Raw genomic sequence first — 17335 nt, forward strand, 5'->3', positions numbered from 1 at the left:
CTCCTTGTCCCCATCCTTCTATAGCGCCAGCTGTACTTGTTTCAACAGCTGTCCCTGCTTCAACAGTTGCATCTGCTACCCTATTGGGGAGATTTGGCAATGCAAATTTATTCTGTATTTGAACAGGAGTCAGCCCCTCAATTTCTGATGCAGCCATAACCCATCTACCTTCCATATTAGTAACGCCTTCTGTATATACTCTAACAAATTGTTCAGTAGATGTCAATGTTTCATTATATACTTCCGTTCCAGGTGCATAAGGAGGCTTTGCACCACTTGCTGCTGCTGCTGCGTTTGCCTGTTCAGCAGTTTGAGTAGAATTTACAACTCTAGTTGGCCCAACTTCTATTGTAAACTTGCCTTTCCCAAATAAGCGACTCAAACCTCTTTGAATAGGACCGCTTAATTTGGCACCTGCATAACCTAAACCAGCTCCCAAACCAGCTGAAATCCCTAATTGCCCATAGCTAAATTTATCCTGATCCCCTGTGGCTATATCTAAACCTTGATGAGCAGCATTTCCAGCTGCTCCTGACAATGCTCCAGCTGCTATTATCGCGACAGTTCCTGTACCTGCAGTTGCTACTGTTATATCAAATATTGCTCCTGCGACTGCTCCAGAAACTACTCCTTTACCAACCCCTGCCCAAATATTATCTCCCTTAACTGCTGCAATTGTTCCACCTATTATTCCTCCAACTGCAGCGCCAATGATTGTCCCTAAAAATTCTCCATCTTTATCAATAATTGTTAACGGACTGTTAGCTGCAAATGAATATGGTGAATATGCAGGATACCAATTATACTTTGGATCCACCGCTAGCCATCTGCCTAATCGAGCGTCATAGATACGTGCTCCAAAATCATAGCCGCCAGTTGCAAGACCATCTTCATGCTCCTGTCCATTAAACCCATATCTCTATCCATTCCTTCTGCCATCTGCAGCAGGACTCCACTAATCCAACCCTACCAATACAAATGCACCCCAATAAATAGGTTCTTTATATTTATTGAGAATATAAATTTTAGCATCGTATAATGCTTGGCGCTTATTCCCTGTATTCAACCAATTCGTATAAAATTGATTTAACAAATCTGCTGTAACCTCATCGGACACTTTAAATAAACTCATGATAACATTTTTAGAACCTGCTACAATAAAGGCGCGTTGCAATCCAAATACACCTTCTCCTAATTGTACATCACCTAAGCCTGTTTCGCAGGCACTCAGCAATACCAACTCTGTATTATCAAAATCTAAATTCATTGCTTCGTAGGCCGTTAATAATCCATCTTGGCTATTGAAATCTACATTACTAGGGTCGTTAATTAATTCACCTCCGTTTACCATTAACAAACCAGATCTATACAAGGGATTTTGAGAAGCTTCATTTTCCAATTCAGAGTCGAAGCCTGATTGTTTCATATCTGGCAAGAAATAACCATGTGTGGCAATATGGAAAAATCGCGGACTCTTAAGAGATTTAATTTTTTCTTCTGTTGCTGCACCTTCAACATATAAATCCGAAGGGATACCCTTTGATTTCAACAATGCATTTATCCCCTTTGCTTCTCTTTCAGAACCGGGTAACTGTGGTATTGTTTTATCGTAATCTTCAGGTAAGGAAACGGGATAATATGTTGGATTACCCACTATGACAATGTTAGAAAACTTAGAAGTGTTATTCTTATCAGAATCTTTTACTTTTTGTTGTTTTTCATAATATTGCACCAAAACATCTTTTGTGTTTGCAACTTGCACAAACTGACTTTTCTGCAATTGATATTTCCCATCTGAACTTTTAAGTGTTTCTAAATTTAATTGATTATAAACACCTTCTGGTGAGATAAATAAACGCGTTTTAGTTATTGGCAATGCATCTTGAATACGTTGCCAATACACACCATATGATATCTTATCATCAATATTAAACTTCATCGAATTGCGATAGTACTTAATATATTTATGTTCCATTGCATTCCCATCTAACATCACCACCATCTCTGGATAGGACTTAATTTCCTTATGCACAATTAAGGCTGCATATATTACAGAATCTGTAAAACTAGTTGTAAAATTTCTGAAGCGAATAATTTCAATTGCAGCTTCCTCATTATTAAGTGTAGATTTCAATTGCTTCCAATCAAACACCAGCTTTGTTTCATAACTTTTTGCAAATAATCCCGAAGATTCAGACAGATATTTCTCTAAATTTTCAATGTCTTTTTGCAATGCAGTTTTATCAATTCCATTTTCTTGAATTTGAGTATTACTCATAGATAAAATCGTAGAATAAAACTCCTTTTTACCAAGCCATGATTGATACGCGTCAATTAAGGGTTGATTACCGCTATTTAAAATACGTTGTCGTACCTTTATAGAAGCATTTAACATCAATGCTTTTGTTGCAATGGTCATGTCGTACACATTACCTATCAACTCTGGATTCGCATCTTTAAGTTGATATGCCATTGAACAATAAAATTCAAAATCGGCTTTAATATTGTTCCACGATTTCATTTTTTCTCGTTCACTCAATGCAGGAAACTGCACTTGAATAAAAGTTAAATACGATTTTATTGCTTCATCATACGCTCTTATTGCATTCGGATAATCTTTTAAAATAAAATACATTTGTCCACTTTTAGAAAGTGCTTTTGTATAATCTGGGTGCGTAGTGCTAAACGAAGACGCATAAATTTCTTTTGATTTCAAAAAAGATGTATTTGCATCCGTATATTTTTGTTTTTTATAAAAAACCAATCCCTTTAAATAAAAATAATCTGCGGCATGTCTATCTGTAGCACCAAACTTAGCTAACCATATTTTATTTGCAGCTTCTAGGTTTTTATCGGCCAAATCAATTTTGCCAGTTTCTAAATAAAAGAGGGAAATATTTTTTAATACTTCCGCGTAAATAGGCGTATTCTCATTCAATTCAGTTCTAATTGTAGTAAGAGCAGATAAAAATAACTGTTCAATTTCAGTATTGGAACCTTTGTTATAATATTTGATCAACGCTAAGTCATTTTTTACAAGCGCTACTTGAATGTGATTATCTCCATAAATTTTCCTATAGATATTCATCACAGTTATAACTGTAACTTGTGCATTATTATAATCTCCAATTGCAGCATGTATATCTGCATATAATTTCAAGGATTCTGCATAACGGATGGAATTGACACCAAATGTTTTTTTACAAATATCCATTGCTCTGTTGGCATATTTTTCTGCTCGAGCATAATCTCCTTTTATAAAATATAAATAACCAATTTGGTTAAATGGATTTATTAAACTTCTATTATCTACTCCGAATCGTTTTTCTCTTAATGAAATAGATTTCAATAAAGTTTCTTCCGTTTCTTGATATTTACCAATATGTATATACAAAATTGCAAGTTCTTCAATAGATGAAGAAAGCTTAGACGATTTCAAGGTACGCTTCGATAATTTAAATGCCATTTTTAAATTCTTTTCAGCATCGTCATACAAGCCTTCAATTATATACAATCTTGCTTGCGTTTCCAATACTGAAGCGTATTCTAAATTATCTTTAGATGTTGCTTTAGCTACATACAATGCTAATGCTTCACCCAACTTTGTATCTGCAACTCCATAATTACCTTTGTAGATATCTATATTTGCTTGCTTTTGCAATGCAGTACCATATTGTACACTCATCTTACCAAATCTCTTTTCAACAATTGCTGTAGCCTCTAAAGAAACTTTTTGAGCATCATCAAATCTGTCTGTCAATTCAAAAAGATTTATTTCTTGATACAAATAGGTAATGAATTTAACATGTTGATGATCGATCGCTTTACTTACAATTTCATTTAAACTATATTTATAAGTAGTTTCTGCTTCTTTAAATTTATCTGTATAGTTTACATAATACGTAGCTCTATCCAATAGCTGCATGTGATAATTTGGAGCGTCCTCTCCCAATAATGTTGCTTTAATTTTTGTAGCTTCATCTAAGGCAGCCTCTGCTTCATCGTATTGATCCATTTCAATATAGGCATCTGCCAATAAATCCAAAAAATTAGCTCTGTCTAAATGTATTAATGGTATCATATTGGGCTTTTCAAGTATTACATTAATATTTTTCGCAACACTAGTCCAATTTTGATTAATCACATTTTGTTGAATTTCTACAAATAACACTTTACTATAATAATAATTATCTTTCCCGTAATATCGATTTACACGAACTTCAAACATTTCAGACTTCGTTCTGTAATCGCTTCCGTTCCCAACAAGTTTGTAGGTTGGAATTAAATATTCAAAAATACGAATAGCCTCTCTACTGTAATTTTGATAACGACCACCTTTCGTTGTTAATAAGGTTTCATATGCATTATCAAATAATTTATTAGCAGTTTTAATATCACCTAACGTTTCAGCCAATCGCCCTTTATACAACAACGTTTCTACGTAGGACACATCTTTATCTCCTATATTATTTTTTATCCATTGTTGAGCAATAGTTAATATTGAATCGGTGGAAGCATATCGACCATTATCTAAATACATTTCTGCCTGCATGTTCAACATGCGCGCATAATTCCGCTTGCGTAAAAACAACTCTTTGCTAGATACTTTTACAACTTTAGGTTTCCCTGTTTTAGGATCGACACCCATTTCACTTTTAACGAGACTTCTTTTACTAAATGATAAAATTTCATTTAAGTTTTTTTGGGCTTTGATGTAAAAGCCTTGTCGATAAAAAGTAATTACCGAACTTTTCTTTAATCCGTAATACAAACTAGAATCTTTTAAACTTCCTTTTTGAATTATTGCATAGGCATCGTTTAAATAATTAGATGCTTTCACATAATCACCATAGGAGATATAAGTTTCAATCGCACAATTAATAGCTTTTGTATATTGTAAGAGATCGTCTTTCTCTGCCTTTTGAAGTTCACGATCACCTTTAAACATGAATTCTTCGTACATGGTGAAGTTTCCATCAAGTTCTGCACCCTTGGCTTTCAAAAAATAAGCGCGAGACAATACTAATGAATTAGACTTTTTATCGTTTGAAATTGAATTAATTAAAATATCATTTGAACGAAGCCCTAATTTATAGTCTCCTTTTTCATAATACAGTTCAATTTTTTCAAAGGAAGATTCGTATGTATCACCTGCAGCATTCGAATAAAAAAACAGTAGAATGCAAAACGCAGATAAAGTAATTTTTAAAAAAGAGTTCATTTTTGAAAGGGTTAATTACACCCTACAAGTTCTTAAAAAAGGAATCAACTGACAAGTATTGAGAACGAATAAAATTCCAATAGTTGTATATTTCAAAGACAATCCTTAATTATATCAACAATGTGAATAACATCTGATTCAGTAAGTTGCGTACCCGATGGCAAAGAAAGTCCTCTATCGAAAATCTGATCCGCATTTCCATTTGAATAAAAAACGGACTTTTTAAAAACAGGTTGCTGATGCATGGGATTCCACAAACGCCTACTCTCAATATTATTTTCAGCTAATACTTGCTGAATCTTTTCTGGGGAATAATTATAAGGCAACAGAATACATGTAAGCCAAGCATTATCAAACCCTATACTTGAATATTTAACTGTTATGATACTTGGAAGATATTTTGCGTACCAATCACGAATGAGTCTTTTCTTTGCAACCTTTACTTCTAATTGTTCAAGTTGTCCGCGCACAATAGCTGCATTCACATTACACATGCGATAATTATATCCTACATGCACATGTTCGTAAAATGTATTATCTTCTTTAGCTTGATTTGACAACAGATCCATGCGATTATATAGACGCACATCTTCTGTAAAAATGGCACCACCATTTCCGCCTGTTGTAATTTTATTTCCATTAAAAGACGTAATACCTATTGCCGAAAAAGTGCCTAAGGCTTTATCTTTATACGTAGAACCTAAAGATTCTGCAGCGTCTTCTATAATTGCTAAATTATACTTTTGAGCAAGCAGAATAATTTTATCAAGTTGCGCGGGATAGCCATAGATATGGGCAAGTATAATAGCTTTTGGTTTTTGATTTTGTCGAAGCGAATCAATAATAGCTTGTTCTAGTAATTCCGGATCTATATTCCATGTGAGCAATTCACAATCAATAAATACAGGAATTGCTTTTTGATAACACATAGGAAATACAGTTGCTGCAAAGGTAAACGTGGGGCAAAAAACAATATCCCCTTCAGAAATATCTAATGCAAGTAGTGCCAAATGTATGGCCGAAGTACCTGAATTAACCGGCAGTATATATGTTGAGCTACTTATCTTTTTCAAGTCCACTTTCAAGGCCTCTAAATGCGTACCAACAGAAGATACCCAATTAGTAACAAGAGCATCTTGTACATATTTCAACTCATTCCCTGTTAAATCGGGTGGAGATAAATATATACGTTTATTCATATGCTATTTACGAACTAGTGTGCGGATAATTTTACCTGGAACACCTACAACCATTGAATAATCTGGAATATCTTGAATAATTACTGCCCCAGCACCAATTACGCACCATTTGCCAATATGCTTACCTGGTATAACAGTTGAACCTGCACCAATATGTGTACCTTCATCAATACGAACTTCTGCACACAAGGTAACATTAGATGACAAATGTATAAAATCACCTAATGTACAGTCATGTTCAACAATTGAGTTGGAGTTTAAAATGCAGTGATTGCCAACAGAAGATCCAGCATTAACTATAGCACCTGGCATAACAACAGTACCTTCGCCAATGGTTGATGACGGTGATACAACAGATGCGCTATGTATTGCCTTCCCAAACGAATGCTTTACTTTAGATACAATTTTTTTACGAATCAAATTATCCCCAATACTTATAATGAGCAGTTCGCTAGGTTTGTGTTCAGGCTTGTAATAACCAACTACAGGAATTTGATCTAATTTTATCAAATCAGGATTATCGTCAAAAATATCTGTTACTACCCCACCAGAAGTACTTACACAATCTTTCACTACTCTAGCATGACCACTGGCTCCATATAATAACATACGATTATTTTTTAAAAGGTTTCATTGTTTGATTTTCTGATTCGTTTATTTCCGAATATTTTAAAAGTTGAAAAAACGTTTTGACTAAAATACGCATATCCAATCTAATTGAAACATTCTCCACATAATATATATCCAATTCGAACCTTCGTTCCCAAGTTATTTTATTCCTTCCATTCACTTGTGCCCAACCCGTAATGCCTGGCTTAACTGTGAACCGTTTAAGCTGTGGTTCCGAATAATATTGGTTATATTCAACCAATAAGGGTCTTGGACCAATTAAGCTCATCCTACCTATTAGAACGAGAAATAACTGAGGAAGTTCGTCCAAAGATGTAATTCTCAACAATTTTCCATAGGAAGTTGTTCTCTCAATATCTGAAATGAATGCTGAAGAATCCTCTTTCATGGTTTGGAACTTTAAAAGTTTAAAGGACTGAAGGCCTTTTCCACTCCGTTCTTGAATAAAGAATACATTGCCGTAGTAAGCGAAATTTATGATTGAAATCAGTAGCAAAATTGGAGATAAAAAGATTATCCCTCCTGCGGCTACAAAACGGTCCAAAAATAGCTTAGTAAAATTCGTGTAAAACATTCATTTAAAATATGCTACAATATAAATACTTTAATGGTAATTTTGATGATATTTATAAGAGATTAGAATGATTTCATTTCCAAATGCCAAAATAAATCTTGGTTTATATGTAACAAACAAACGTTCTGATGGTTTCCACAACATCGAAACGTATTTTTATCCAATTCCTTGGAAAGACATTCTTGAAATTATCCCTGCTAGTGAAACATCATTCACACATTCTGGAATTGAAATCCCAGGTAACAGTGCAAGTAATTTATGTCTCAAAACGGTAGAGTTATTCCAAAAAAGATATTCGATACCACCCGTTCATATTCATTTACATAAAACAATCCCAATTGGCGCAGGCTTAGGCGGAGGCTCATCTGATGCTGCATTTACTGCTAAAAGTCTAAATTCATTATTTGATTTAAATCTAAAAACTGAAGAGCTAGAAAACATCATACGACCTTTAGGTAGTGATTGTGCATTCTTTATACAAAACACAGCTACCATTGCACTTGAAAAAGGAGATATTTTCACAGAAAAGAATTGTGTAGATATGTCTGAGTATTGGATTTATCTAATCAACCCTGCTATTCATGTATCTACAAAAGAAGCGTATGCTGGTGTCATTTCACAACCAAATAGAAAACCTATATCTACCATATTAAAACAAGACATTTATACGTGGAAAAATGAATTAATGAACGATTTTGAATTATCTGTTTTTAAAGCATATCCACAATTAATGGCTATTAAAAATGCTTTATATATCCATGGTGCAACTTATGCTGCAATGAGTGGTTCAGGTTCTACATTATTTGGAGTTTTTAAAAATAACCCTCAACGAATAAATAACCTCTTTGAAAACGCTTCTCACTTTATAGCTAAATTGTAATCAATTACTTTCAACAGCAAATTAAAAAAAATGATTATCAAAACACTCATAGCTCTTTTTTTACTAAACATTTCTATACTTAGTTTTGGACAAACTACAACTGTTTCAAAAATAGCTGAAGAGTATATTGAATTTGGTTCAGGTGGGGGCTTTGCTCCTTTATCTAAAAAATACATAGTAACAAAGTCAGGTATTTTATATGCTTTTCAAACGACACGTTTAATTTCAGATTCAATTACTTTTCAAAAACAAATTTGCAAAAAACAGGTAAATAAAATATACACATTAGCATTAAAAAAAAACATTCAGGAGTATTCGTATGATCAGCCTGGCAATATGTATCACTACATTCAATTCAATTTCAAAAACAATTCAAACAAAATTAGTTGGGATCCAAATTCTAACATGGTTCACCCAGACGTAATAAAACTATATAATAAGCTTCTTAAAATATTGAAAATATGAAATATTTCTTTTTGTTTTTTATTACAAATTTGATTGCATATTGTCCAACATATTCTCAATCAAATTTTGATACTAAAAAACATCTTACAACCACTACGAACAAGGCTCAACTTAAAAGCAGAGTAATACGAGGACAGGTACAAAACACTTCTAGTCGTTTTAATGGCCAAACAAGTATCATGCAAGAATTAAATAAAAATCTCTTTACACCTAAAGTAATTGGAGCAAAAAGCGATATACGCGTTATTCGTTCCTCAAAAACGAAACTTCCCATTTTTATTCAAAAAAAATCTACGAGTACTTTACAGTTACGTAGCAGCACGGCGAATTTCATGCAAAGTCTGGTTGGGAATTACCTAAATGAAATAAGTTCAATATTAGACCTTACAAATGCTTCTGAACAATTCACAATATCTAAAATTGAACAAGATCCATTAGGCGGACAAATTATTCGGTTAAAACAAATGTACCAAGGGACTGAAATAGATGGATGTGAAAGCATTCTTCATTTCAATACGAATGGAGAAATAATTTCGTGGAACGGTTCCTATATTAAACCTGAGCTCATTGGTAAATCTACGTTTCCAATACAAAAAACGATTGCGTTACAAACAGTATTAACAGCCTTACAAAAAGAACATACTGTAGTTGAAATGTCAGATGAAGAAAAAATATTTTTAGACTACTCAATGCCACAAATAAAATCCGTTTTTTATATTGACGAAAAGATTACAAAAACGTGTGTACCAGCTTATATAATTGAAATCAGACCCAACTTTATTGATTGGTGGGAATATGTAATAGATGCAAATACAGGCAATATTATTTCCCAACATTCTAAAACGTGTCATATTGATGGATCCAGAACAAGTACTGGCAACGATTTGAACGGAAAAAGTCAAACAATTAATACCTATCAAAAAGGGTCACTATATTACACCATCGATGCTAGCAGATCTATGTTTAATGCTACACAATCTAAAATGCCAGATAATCCTGTAGGGGCAATACAAACATTGAACTTAAATAATACATGGGGCAAAAAAACAAAATTCACTTCTATTTCTTCTTCTAACAATATATTTGATTCAAAAGCCATTTCCGCCCATACCGTTGCTTCTAAGTCTTATGAATATTATTTACAAGTACACAATAGAAATTCTATTGATGGAAAAGGAGGAACAATCATTTCATTCATTAATGTAGCAGATCCTGATAACGGAACGGCTTTTGACAATGCCTATTGGAATGGAAAAGCAATGTATTATGGCAATGGCAACACGCTGTTTAAACCCCTTGCAGGTGGCCTAGATGTTGGAGGACATGAATTAACACATGGTGTCATTCAAAATTCCGCAAACTTAAATTATCAAGGTGAATCCGGAGCAATGAACGAATCATTTGCAGATATATTTGGATGTTCAATAGATCCAGAGGATTGGAAAATTGGTGAAGATATCGTATTGTTAAGTGAATTTCCATCTGGTGCATTAAGGGATTTATCAAATCCGCACAATGGTGGCACAAACATTAATTCTCCATCATGGCAGCCTAATAATGTTTCTGAAATGTATAAAGGGTTTTCTGATAACGGAGGTGTGCATATAAATAGCGGTATCACAAATTATGCTTTTTATTTATTTGCCACAGCAACACAACGCAGCACAGCTGAAAAAATATTCTATAGAGCGTTAACGATGTATTTAACACGTTCCTCTCAGTTTATTGATCTACGTATTGCATGTATTGCTGCTGCTACAGATTTATATACCGCTTCTTCAAATGAAGTGATGCAAATAGGATTGGCTTTTGATGCAGTAGGAATAGTTGAAGATAGTGACAATCCCGTAATCATTACCAATAATGAATATCCAATTAATCCAGGAAAAGAATCATTATTAGCCTACAATACCAATCCTTCTTTAAGTAAAAAATTATATAAAATAACAGGAACTAATAAGAGTCAATCAACAATCAATACTACAAAATCTTTTTCGAAGCCAAGTATTACGGATGATGGAAGTACAGCGTATTATATAAATACCAGTAATCAAATTGTACAACTATTTTTAAACCCAGGAAATACTCAAGAAGAGATTATAAGTGATGAACAAGTTTGGAATAGCCTGGCAATTAGTAAAGATGGAAATCGTTTGGCTGCAACTACTATAAATAACGATACTGCTATTTACGTATATGACTTCAACGCAGAACAATGGGCTGCATTTATTTTATACAGCCCAACCTTTACAGAAGGTATAAAATCAGGTGGGCCAAATTATGCAGACGCCTTAGAATGGGACCATACAGGCCAATACTTGATATATGATTGTTATAATGAATTCGAAAATAACAGTGGCGACAATATTAGTTTTTGGGATATTAATTTTATTGATGTTTGGAATGGAAATAAAAATGATTTTGCAGATGGTACAATTACAAAATTGTTTCCATCATTAGAAAATGGAATCAGTGTTGGAAATCCTACATTTTCTAAAAATTCATCTGCAGTTATTGCTTTTGATTACATAGACGAAATCGAATCGGTAATTTATGTTGTCGGTTGCAATACTGAAATGAATGAAATAATGCCAATTGTGCAAAGTAATGAACTAGGCTTTCCGAGCTTTAACACCTTCGACTCAAAAATAGCATATGTATACAATACAGGTTTCACTGAAAGCACTTCATCTATTTGGCTCATTGACTTAGACGTAGACAAAATATCTCCGGCAGCAAATGGGAACGATGTGTTATTTGTTCAAAAATCAAAATGGCCGTTATTTTATGCATCAGGATATAGATACCTACCAACATCAACAACTACATCGAAAAAAAATGACCCATCTCTTGTGTTGTATCCCAACCCAACAAGTGGTAACGAACTTCACATTCAATTTAGCTCAACCCAATCATCAAAGGGGCTAATCACTATTTTAAATACTGTTGGCCAATCAATAATGACTGTGCCTATAAGCATAACAACAGGAAATAATGATATTGACATAACAACTCCTTCAGACATTGCTCCAGGTTATTATATAGTACGAATAAAAACCGATAGCAAAAATTGGGTTAAAAAATTCCTGAAAATTTAATTTTTATTCATGCGCTGTTATTTTATAAATCAGCGCATGAATAAAATATTTTTTAAAAATTCACTGTTCCATATTTGCATTGAATAGGTGCATGACAGTATAATGTATAGTTATTGATTCTTAGAAGCTGTCACTAAATCAGATTTTGGATCTAAACTAATTAACCAAGGTTCGTTTAATCTCAGGACTCTTAATATCGTTTTCAATCATTGCTTTACGAATTTTCTCATAAACAACTGTTTGCATTAATCCGAAATCAGAAACATTCCCATAAGGTCTTACAGAAAGAATAACGGCGCTTTCTGCATACTCTACAACCATTACGGATGGCGCAGGAATATTCAAAACCAAAGGTTCATGCAATAACACCGTTAAAATAATATTCCGCACGCGATCCACATCTTCAGAAAAATCTATCGCTATACGCAAGCTTGCTCTTAAATTACCATGCCTACTTACATTGATTATTGTACCGTTAGATACCGAGCCATTTGCAAGAATAACCGTTTTGTTTTCTGGCGTTAATAAAATAGTATTGAAAATTTGAATTTCTTGCACCTCACCTGTTTCTCCTTGTGTACTTATAACATCACCCACTTTAAAAGGTTTGAATATCAATATAAGTACACCACCTGCAAAATTTGCTAGGGAGCCTTGCAATGCTAAACCTACGGCCAAACCTGCTGCACCAAATACTGCCAACAAAGAAGTCGTTGGCAATCCAACCATTCCTGCAAAGGTTAATACAATAACAACTTTCAAACCTACACTTACCAAGCTTCGAATAAAACCTTCCAAAGAAACATCGTAGTTTCTTTTAGAAAAATATTTAGCTAACCACTGATCGAATCGTTTGACAAACCAGAATCCGAAAAATAAAATGGCAAGACTATACACTAAGGTTGGTAAATATCCAATTATGCTATCTGTAATATTTTTAATATGATCGACAGATGCGAATTCAGGATTTAAAAGTTGTGGCATATAAAATTATGTTCGTATATAGTTTAAAACTTAATGGAGAAGATCCATTAAACGCACGAAAATAAGACTTATTTTAACTAATAGAATTATTCTAGTCAAAATTATTTAGGCACATATCGATACATAACCGTTCCAATAACTATAAATACCAAGTTAGGTATCCACGATGCCAACAACGGGCCAATACCACCGACATTTGCCAAACTTCTACTGGTAATCATAAAGATTATGTAAACAAATGCTAATAGAAACCCAAATGCAATAGGCAGGCCCGCACCTTCTCTTGATTTACGGGAGGCAGCAATCACACCAATTAAAGTTAAAATAATCACTGAAAACGGATAGGTATAACGTTGATATTTCTCTACAATATAGGTATCAATATTCTCCGCTCCTCTGGCTTTTAATTCGTCAATTTGATGTTCCAATTCTTGCATATTGAATGTTTCAAAAAGCATATAGGTATCTTCAAAATCTTTTGGTGTAATAGTCAAAATAGTATCTTTCTCTTTTCCATATTGAATGGACTCCATACCATTGTTATCAAATGAACGAATAAAATATTGATCCATATGCCATTTTTGAATGGAATCAATCCAATGTATTCTACCTGCTTTTAATTTACTAACTAGCTTATTGCCTACTACTTTTTCCAATGTAAATTGATATCCAATATCCATCATACTGTTGTAGCTTTCAAGATATACATACGTTGTTGGTGAAGTTTTAATATGTACATTTTTTCCACTAAAATAATACGTGCTTTTAATATACTTTTTCTCGAATTCAATACGCGATTTATTTCCTTGTGGTATAAGCCAACCAGCCATATAAAAAACCAACAAACCTATAATTATTGAACCGATTAAAAATGGATACATGATTCGCATCAAACTCATACCGCTACTCAACATAGCAATAATTTCTGTTCGTGCAGCCAAATTAGCAGTAACAAAAATAGTAGCAATAAAAATGGTAATCGGACTTAATAGATTAGCCATATATGGGATGAATGCAAAATAATATTCAACCAACACAAAACCTGCGCTTAATTCATTTTTCATGAAGTCTTCCATCTTTTCAGTTATATCAATAACTGTGATCACAAGCATCAACATGAGTACGACAAAAAAGTACGTAACTAAAAATTTCTTAAGTATATATAAATCTAATTTCTTCACTTCAATTTAAATCTTATAAACGTTGCATACATTGTTTTATCATTACACTTTTCCAATCACGGAACGTACCCGCAATAATTTGCTTGCGCGCTTCGCGCATCAACCACAAATAAAAACTGATATTTTGAACCGTAGCAATCTGTGCGCCCAACATTTCATTGTTGTGCACTAAGTGGCGCAAGTAAGCTTTGGAATAATATTTATTTAAATACGTATCCAAACCTGGGTCAATAACAGAGAAGTCATCTTCCCATTTCTTATTACGAATATTAATAATGCCTTGTGTAGTAAACAACATACCATTACGCGCATTACGAGTTGGCATCACACAATCAAACATATCAATACCTAATGCAATATTCTCAAGTAAGTTTTCAGGCGTACCCACTCCCATTAAATAGCGCGGCTTTTCTTTAGGTAATACAGAACACACCAATTCAGACATCGCATACATTTCTTCTGCAGGTTCACCCACCGATAATCCACCAATTGCATTACCTACACAACCAGCCTCAGCAATCACCTCTGCAGACTTTAAACGCAAGTCTTTATATACACTCCCCTGTACGATGGGGAATAAATGTTGTTTGTAACCATACTTGGGTTCCGTTTCAGCCATACGACTTACACATCTACCCAGCCAACGGTGCGTCATTTCCATAGACTTACGAGCGTATTCGTATTCGCAGGGATATGGAGTACACTCATCAAAAGCCATTACAATATCGGCTCCAATGGTACGCTGAATATCCATTACGCCTTCTGGAGTAAAGAAATGTGCCGAACCGTCAATATGTGATTTAAACTTTACGCCTTCTTCGTTGATTTTACGGATGCCTGATAAAGAATACACCTGAAAACCGCCACTATCGGTAAGCATCGAGCGATTCCATCCAATAAATTTATGTAAACCTCCCGCTTTTTCAATAATTTTCAAACCTGGTCTTAAATACAAATGATAGGTATTACCAAGTATGATGGGCGCATTTGCTTCTTCTTCTAATTCGCGTTGATGCATTGCCTTAACCGTACCTGCTGTACCCACAGGCATAAAAATAGGTGTTTCAAACGTTCCGTGATCGGTTGTAATTACACCAGCTCGGGCACTCGTTCCAACATCCTGATGTTCAATTTTATAAAACATGGTATTCTTCAAATCTAATATAAGACTACTAAATTAGTTCTATTTATTAAGTTGGTAAAGGTGTTTGTTGAATTTATTCCTAATATTCGTAAAAAGAGAAGATTGTTAGTCTTGTTCATACCATTGATTGCTTTGCTTGAAGCGAAGCAATCAAGTAGAAAACCAATAATATATGAATGCATTCTTCCAATCTCATTACCCTCTTTCTCTTTTTTTTACTAATATTGAAGAAAAAATATTGGATACAATCTCTCTTATACAAACCCTTACAATTATAGCAGGCATAGCATCAATAGCCTATCTATATGTATTAAAAGTTGTCATAGAAAGTAAAAGACTGCCAATCATACACAAAGGAGTCGCTGAAGGAGTAAGCATTGTGATCGCTGCACATAATGAACTCGAAAATTTAAAAGTACACTTAGAATCATTTTTAAACCAATCCTATCCTGACTTTGAAGTAATTGTAGTATGTGACCGATGCACCGACGGAAGCGTTGAATATCTTCAACGTATCAACAATAAAAAGCTTATAATTAAAGAAATAACTGAATTGTATCCAGATATCAATTCAAAAAAAAGAGCTGTTACTGAAGGCATTACATGCGCTTCTAAACCCTGGATATTATTAACAGATGCGGATTGTTTCGTTGATAATAGTGGATGGATTTTGTCCATGATGGAGGCAAAAGAACAAAAAGATATTTGTATTGGTGTTTCCATGTACGAACAAAAATCTACTATTCTAAATCAAATCATTCAATTTGAAACAGTCATTACAGCTCTCCAATATGTATCGTGGGCCATTTTAGGTAAGCCGTATATGGCAGTAGGAAGAAATTTACTGTATTCAAAGCAATTATTTATCAACAATCACGGATTTGGAAATCGTGCGCAACATTTGGGTGGAGACGATGATTTATTGATTCAACAAATAGCTACAAGTAGAAATTCAACTGTTGGAATTAATTCACAAACAATTACAAGAAGCAAGCCCACAGAAGGTTTCAGGGCTTGGTGGAGACAAAAACACCGGCACTTGCATGCAGGCAAAAGTTATCCAATTACAGTAGTAATATGCTTAAGTATATACCCTGTATTCGGTCTACTCTACTACCTCGGATGCATTTATTGTCTATTTACGCATGATATAAAAGCGATTATGCTCTTTTATATTTTGAGAACCTGTATATTTATAAGTATTTTTGTAAGAATGAGGAGAAAATGGGATGTCGCAATACATACCCTCTATTTACCCATTGCTGAAATAGTTTATTTGATGTATCTATTATTTGCTGGAATATATAATCTAGCAGTACCTATTAAAAAATGGAAGTAACGAATAACCTTCCCGAAGGAAGAGAATTTTCAGAAAAGGCAAAGAAAGACTTTTTATTAGTAGAAAGAGCTAAAGCTACGGGTGATGAAAAAGCCTATGCCGAGCTTATGTCGCGCTATAAAAAGCCGGTCTACCACATGATCTTGAAAATGATCCGAAATGTGGATGATGCAGAAGATCTGACTATTGAAGCATTTGCTAAAGCTTTCAAAAATTTACACAAATTCAATCCAGATTATACGTTTAGTACGTGGTTGTTTCGGATTGCAACAAACAATTGTATTGACTTTATTCGCCGTAAAAAACTTGTAACAACAAGTATTTCTTCTTCTTACAAAGACGATAATGGGGAGCATACCGAAATGGAAATCAAGGACAATAACTTGACTCCATTTGAAGAGACAATTAAATCTCAAAAAATAGAAATTATACAAGCAATTGTAAGCATGCTGCCTCCAAAATATCAAACATTGGTACGTTTGAGATATTTTGAAGAATATTCGTACGAAGAAATAGCAACTGCAATTGCTGCTCCACTTGGTACTGTCAAAGCGCAACTACACCGTGCTAGAGAATTGCTATTTGACTTAGTTAAAAATCGCAAAGATTCTATATAATAG

Annotated in this window: 12 protein-coding genes and 1 pseudogene; 5 read left to right on the forward strand and 8 right to left on the reverse strand. The window is 33.9% G+C overall.

The window, feature by feature from the left end; translation table 11 throughout:
- The 5 genes and pseudogenes from Q0543_RS02710 to Q0543_RS02730 all read right to left on the reverse strand — a co-directional run.
- Positions 1-856 (reverse strand): annotated as a pseudogene (locus Q0543_RS02710) (hypothetical protein); the annotation flags it as partial.
- Positions 857-955: 99 nt separating this feature from the next.
- Positions 956-5221, reverse strand: a complete 4266-nt coding sequence (locus Q0543_RS02715; RefSeq protein WP_299248759.1) for a CHAT domain-containing protein — start codon at positions 5219-5221, stop codon at positions 956-958.
- A 92-nt stretch (positions 5222-5313) separates the two neighbouring features.
- Positions 5314-6420, reverse strand: coding sequence for a DegT/DnrJ/EryC1/StrS family aminotransferase (locus Q0543_RS02720; protein WP_299248762.1), 1107 nt, complete (start codon positions 6418-6420; stop codon positions 5314-5316).
- A 3-nt stretch (positions 6421-6423) separates the two neighbouring features.
- On the reverse strand, positions 6424-7029 hold the full coding sequence (locus Q0543_RS02725; protein ID WP_299248765.1) for an acetyltransferase: 606 nt from the start codon (positions 7027-7029) through the stop codon (positions 6424-6426).
- A gap of 4 nt (positions 7030-7033) precedes the next feature.
- A complete protein-coding gene (locus Q0543_RS02730; RefSeq protein WP_299248768.1) occupies positions 7034-7624 on the reverse strand; it encodes a sugar transferase in 591 nt (196 codons plus the stop codon).
- Positions 7625-7691: 67 nt separating this feature from the next.
- Here Q0543_RS02730 and ispE point away from each other — a divergent pair, with 67 nt between their 5' ends.
- From ispE to Q0543_RS02745, 3 genes are read left to right on the forward strand one after another with little or no spacing between them, the layout of a single operon-like run.
- Positions 7692-8504: a 4-(cytidine 5'-diphospho)-2-C-methyl-D-erythritol kinase gene (gene ispE / locus Q0543_RS02735; protein WP_299248771.1), complete on the forward strand. Its 813-nt coding sequence runs from the start codon at positions 7692-7694 to the stop codon at positions 8502-8504.
- 30 nt (positions 8505-8534) lie between these two features.
- Positions 8535-8969 (forward strand): hypothetical protein, encoded by a 435-nt coding sequence (locus Q0543_RS02740; RefSeq protein ID WP_299248774.1) that lies wholly within the window; start codon positions 8535-8537, stop codon positions 8967-8969.
- Positions 8966-12067, forward strand: coding sequence for a M4 family metallopeptidase (locus Q0543_RS02745; RefSeq protein WP_299248777.1), 3102 nt, complete (start codon positions 8966-8968; stop codon positions 12065-12067). The genes Q0543_RS02740 and Q0543_RS02745 overlap by 4 nt, the downstream gene beginning before the upstream one ends.
- A 156-nt stretch (positions 12068-12223) precedes the next feature.
- Here Q0543_RS02745 and Q0543_RS02750 read toward each other — a convergent pair whose 3' ends face one another.
- The 3 genes from Q0543_RS02750 to tgt form a co-directional block, all read right to left on the reverse strand.
- Entirely contained in the window at positions 12224-13051 is an 828-nt protein-coding gene (locus Q0543_RS02750; protein ID WP_299248780.1) for a mechanosensitive ion channel family protein, read from the reverse strand.
- Between the two features lie 101 nt (positions 13052-13152).
- Positions 13153-14232, reverse strand: coding sequence for an LptF/LptG family permease (locus Q0543_RS02755; protein WP_299248783.1), 1080 nt, complete (start codon positions 14230-14232; stop codon positions 13153-13155).
- 13 nt (positions 14233-14245) lie between these two features.
- Positions 14246-15376 carry a tRNA guanosine(34) transglycosylase Tgt gene (gene tgt / locus Q0543_RS02760; protein WP_299248786.1) on the reverse strand — a complete coding sequence of 377 codons (1131 nt, stop codon included), beginning with the start codon at positions 15374-15376 and terminating at the stop codon, positions 14246-14248.
- A gap of 172 nt (positions 15377-15548) precedes the next feature.
- Here tgt and Q0543_RS02765 point away from each other — a divergent pair, with 172 nt between their 5' ends.
- Both Q0543_RS02765 and Q0543_RS02770 read left to right on the forward strand, forming a co-directional pair.
- The gene (locus Q0543_RS02765) at positions 15549-16715 is read left to right on the forward strand and encodes a glycosyltransferase (RefSeq protein ID WP_299248789.1); all 1167 of its coding nucleotides are present in this window, start codon (positions 15549-15551) and stop codon (positions 16713-16715) included.
- Entirely contained in the window at positions 16706-17332 is a 627-nt protein-coding gene (locus Q0543_RS02770; RefSeq protein WP_299248792.1) for a sigma-70 family RNA polymerase sigma factor, read from the forward strand. The genes Q0543_RS02765 and Q0543_RS02770 overlap by 10 nt, the downstream gene beginning before the upstream one ends.
- Positions 17333-17335: the final 3 nt, after the last annotated feature.

It is taken from the genome of uncultured Cytophaga sp., from assembly GCF_937863595.1.
Lineage (GTDB): Bacteria > Bacteroidota > Bacteroidia > Cytophagales > Cytophagaceae > Cytophaga.

Bases quoted from the DNA above. Each gene is read 5' to 3' on its own strand.
- Q0543_RS02715 (WP_299248759.1), bottom strand. From the start codon at position 5,221: ATGAACTCTTTTTTAAAAATTACTTTATCTGCGTTTTGCATTCTACTG.
- Q0543_RS02720 (WP_299248762.1), bottom strand. From the start codon at position 6,420: ATGAATAAACGTATATATTTATCTCCACCCGATTTAACAGGGAATGAG.
- Q0543_RS02725 (WP_299248765.1), bottom strand. From the start codon at position 7,029: ATGTTATTATATGGAGCCAGTGGTCATGCTAGAGTAGTGAAAGATTGT.
- Q0543_RS02730 (WP_299248768.1), bottom strand. From the start codon at position 7,624: ATGTTTTACACGAATTTTACTAAGCTATTTTTGGACCGTTTTGTAGCC.
- ispE (WP_299248771.1), top strand. From the start codon at position 7,692: ATGATTTCATTTCCAAATGCCAAAATAAATCTTGGTTTATATGTAACA.
- Q0543_RS02740 (WP_299248774.1), top strand. From the start codon at position 8,535: ATGATTATCAAAACACTCATAGCTCTTTTTTTACTAAACATTTCTATA.
- Q0543_RS02745 (WP_299248777.1), top strand. From the start codon at position 8,966: ATGAAATATTTCTTTTTGTTTTTTATTACAAATTTGATTGCATATTGT.
- Q0543_RS02750 (WP_299248780.1), bottom strand. From the start codon at position 13,051: ATGCCACAACTTTTAAATCCTGAATTCGCATCTGTCGATCATATTAAA.
- tgt (WP_299248786.1), bottom strand. From the start codon at position 15,376: ATGTTTTATAAAATTGAACATCAGGATGTTGGAACGAGTGCCCGAGCT.
- Q0543_RS02765 (WP_299248789.1), top strand. From the start codon at position 15,549: ATGAATGCATTCTTCCAATCTCATTACCCTCTTTCTCTTTTTTTTACT.
- Q0543_RS02770 (WP_299248792.1), top strand. From the start codon at position 16,706: ATGGAAGTAACGAATAACCTTCCCGAAGGAAGAGAATTTTCAGAAAAG.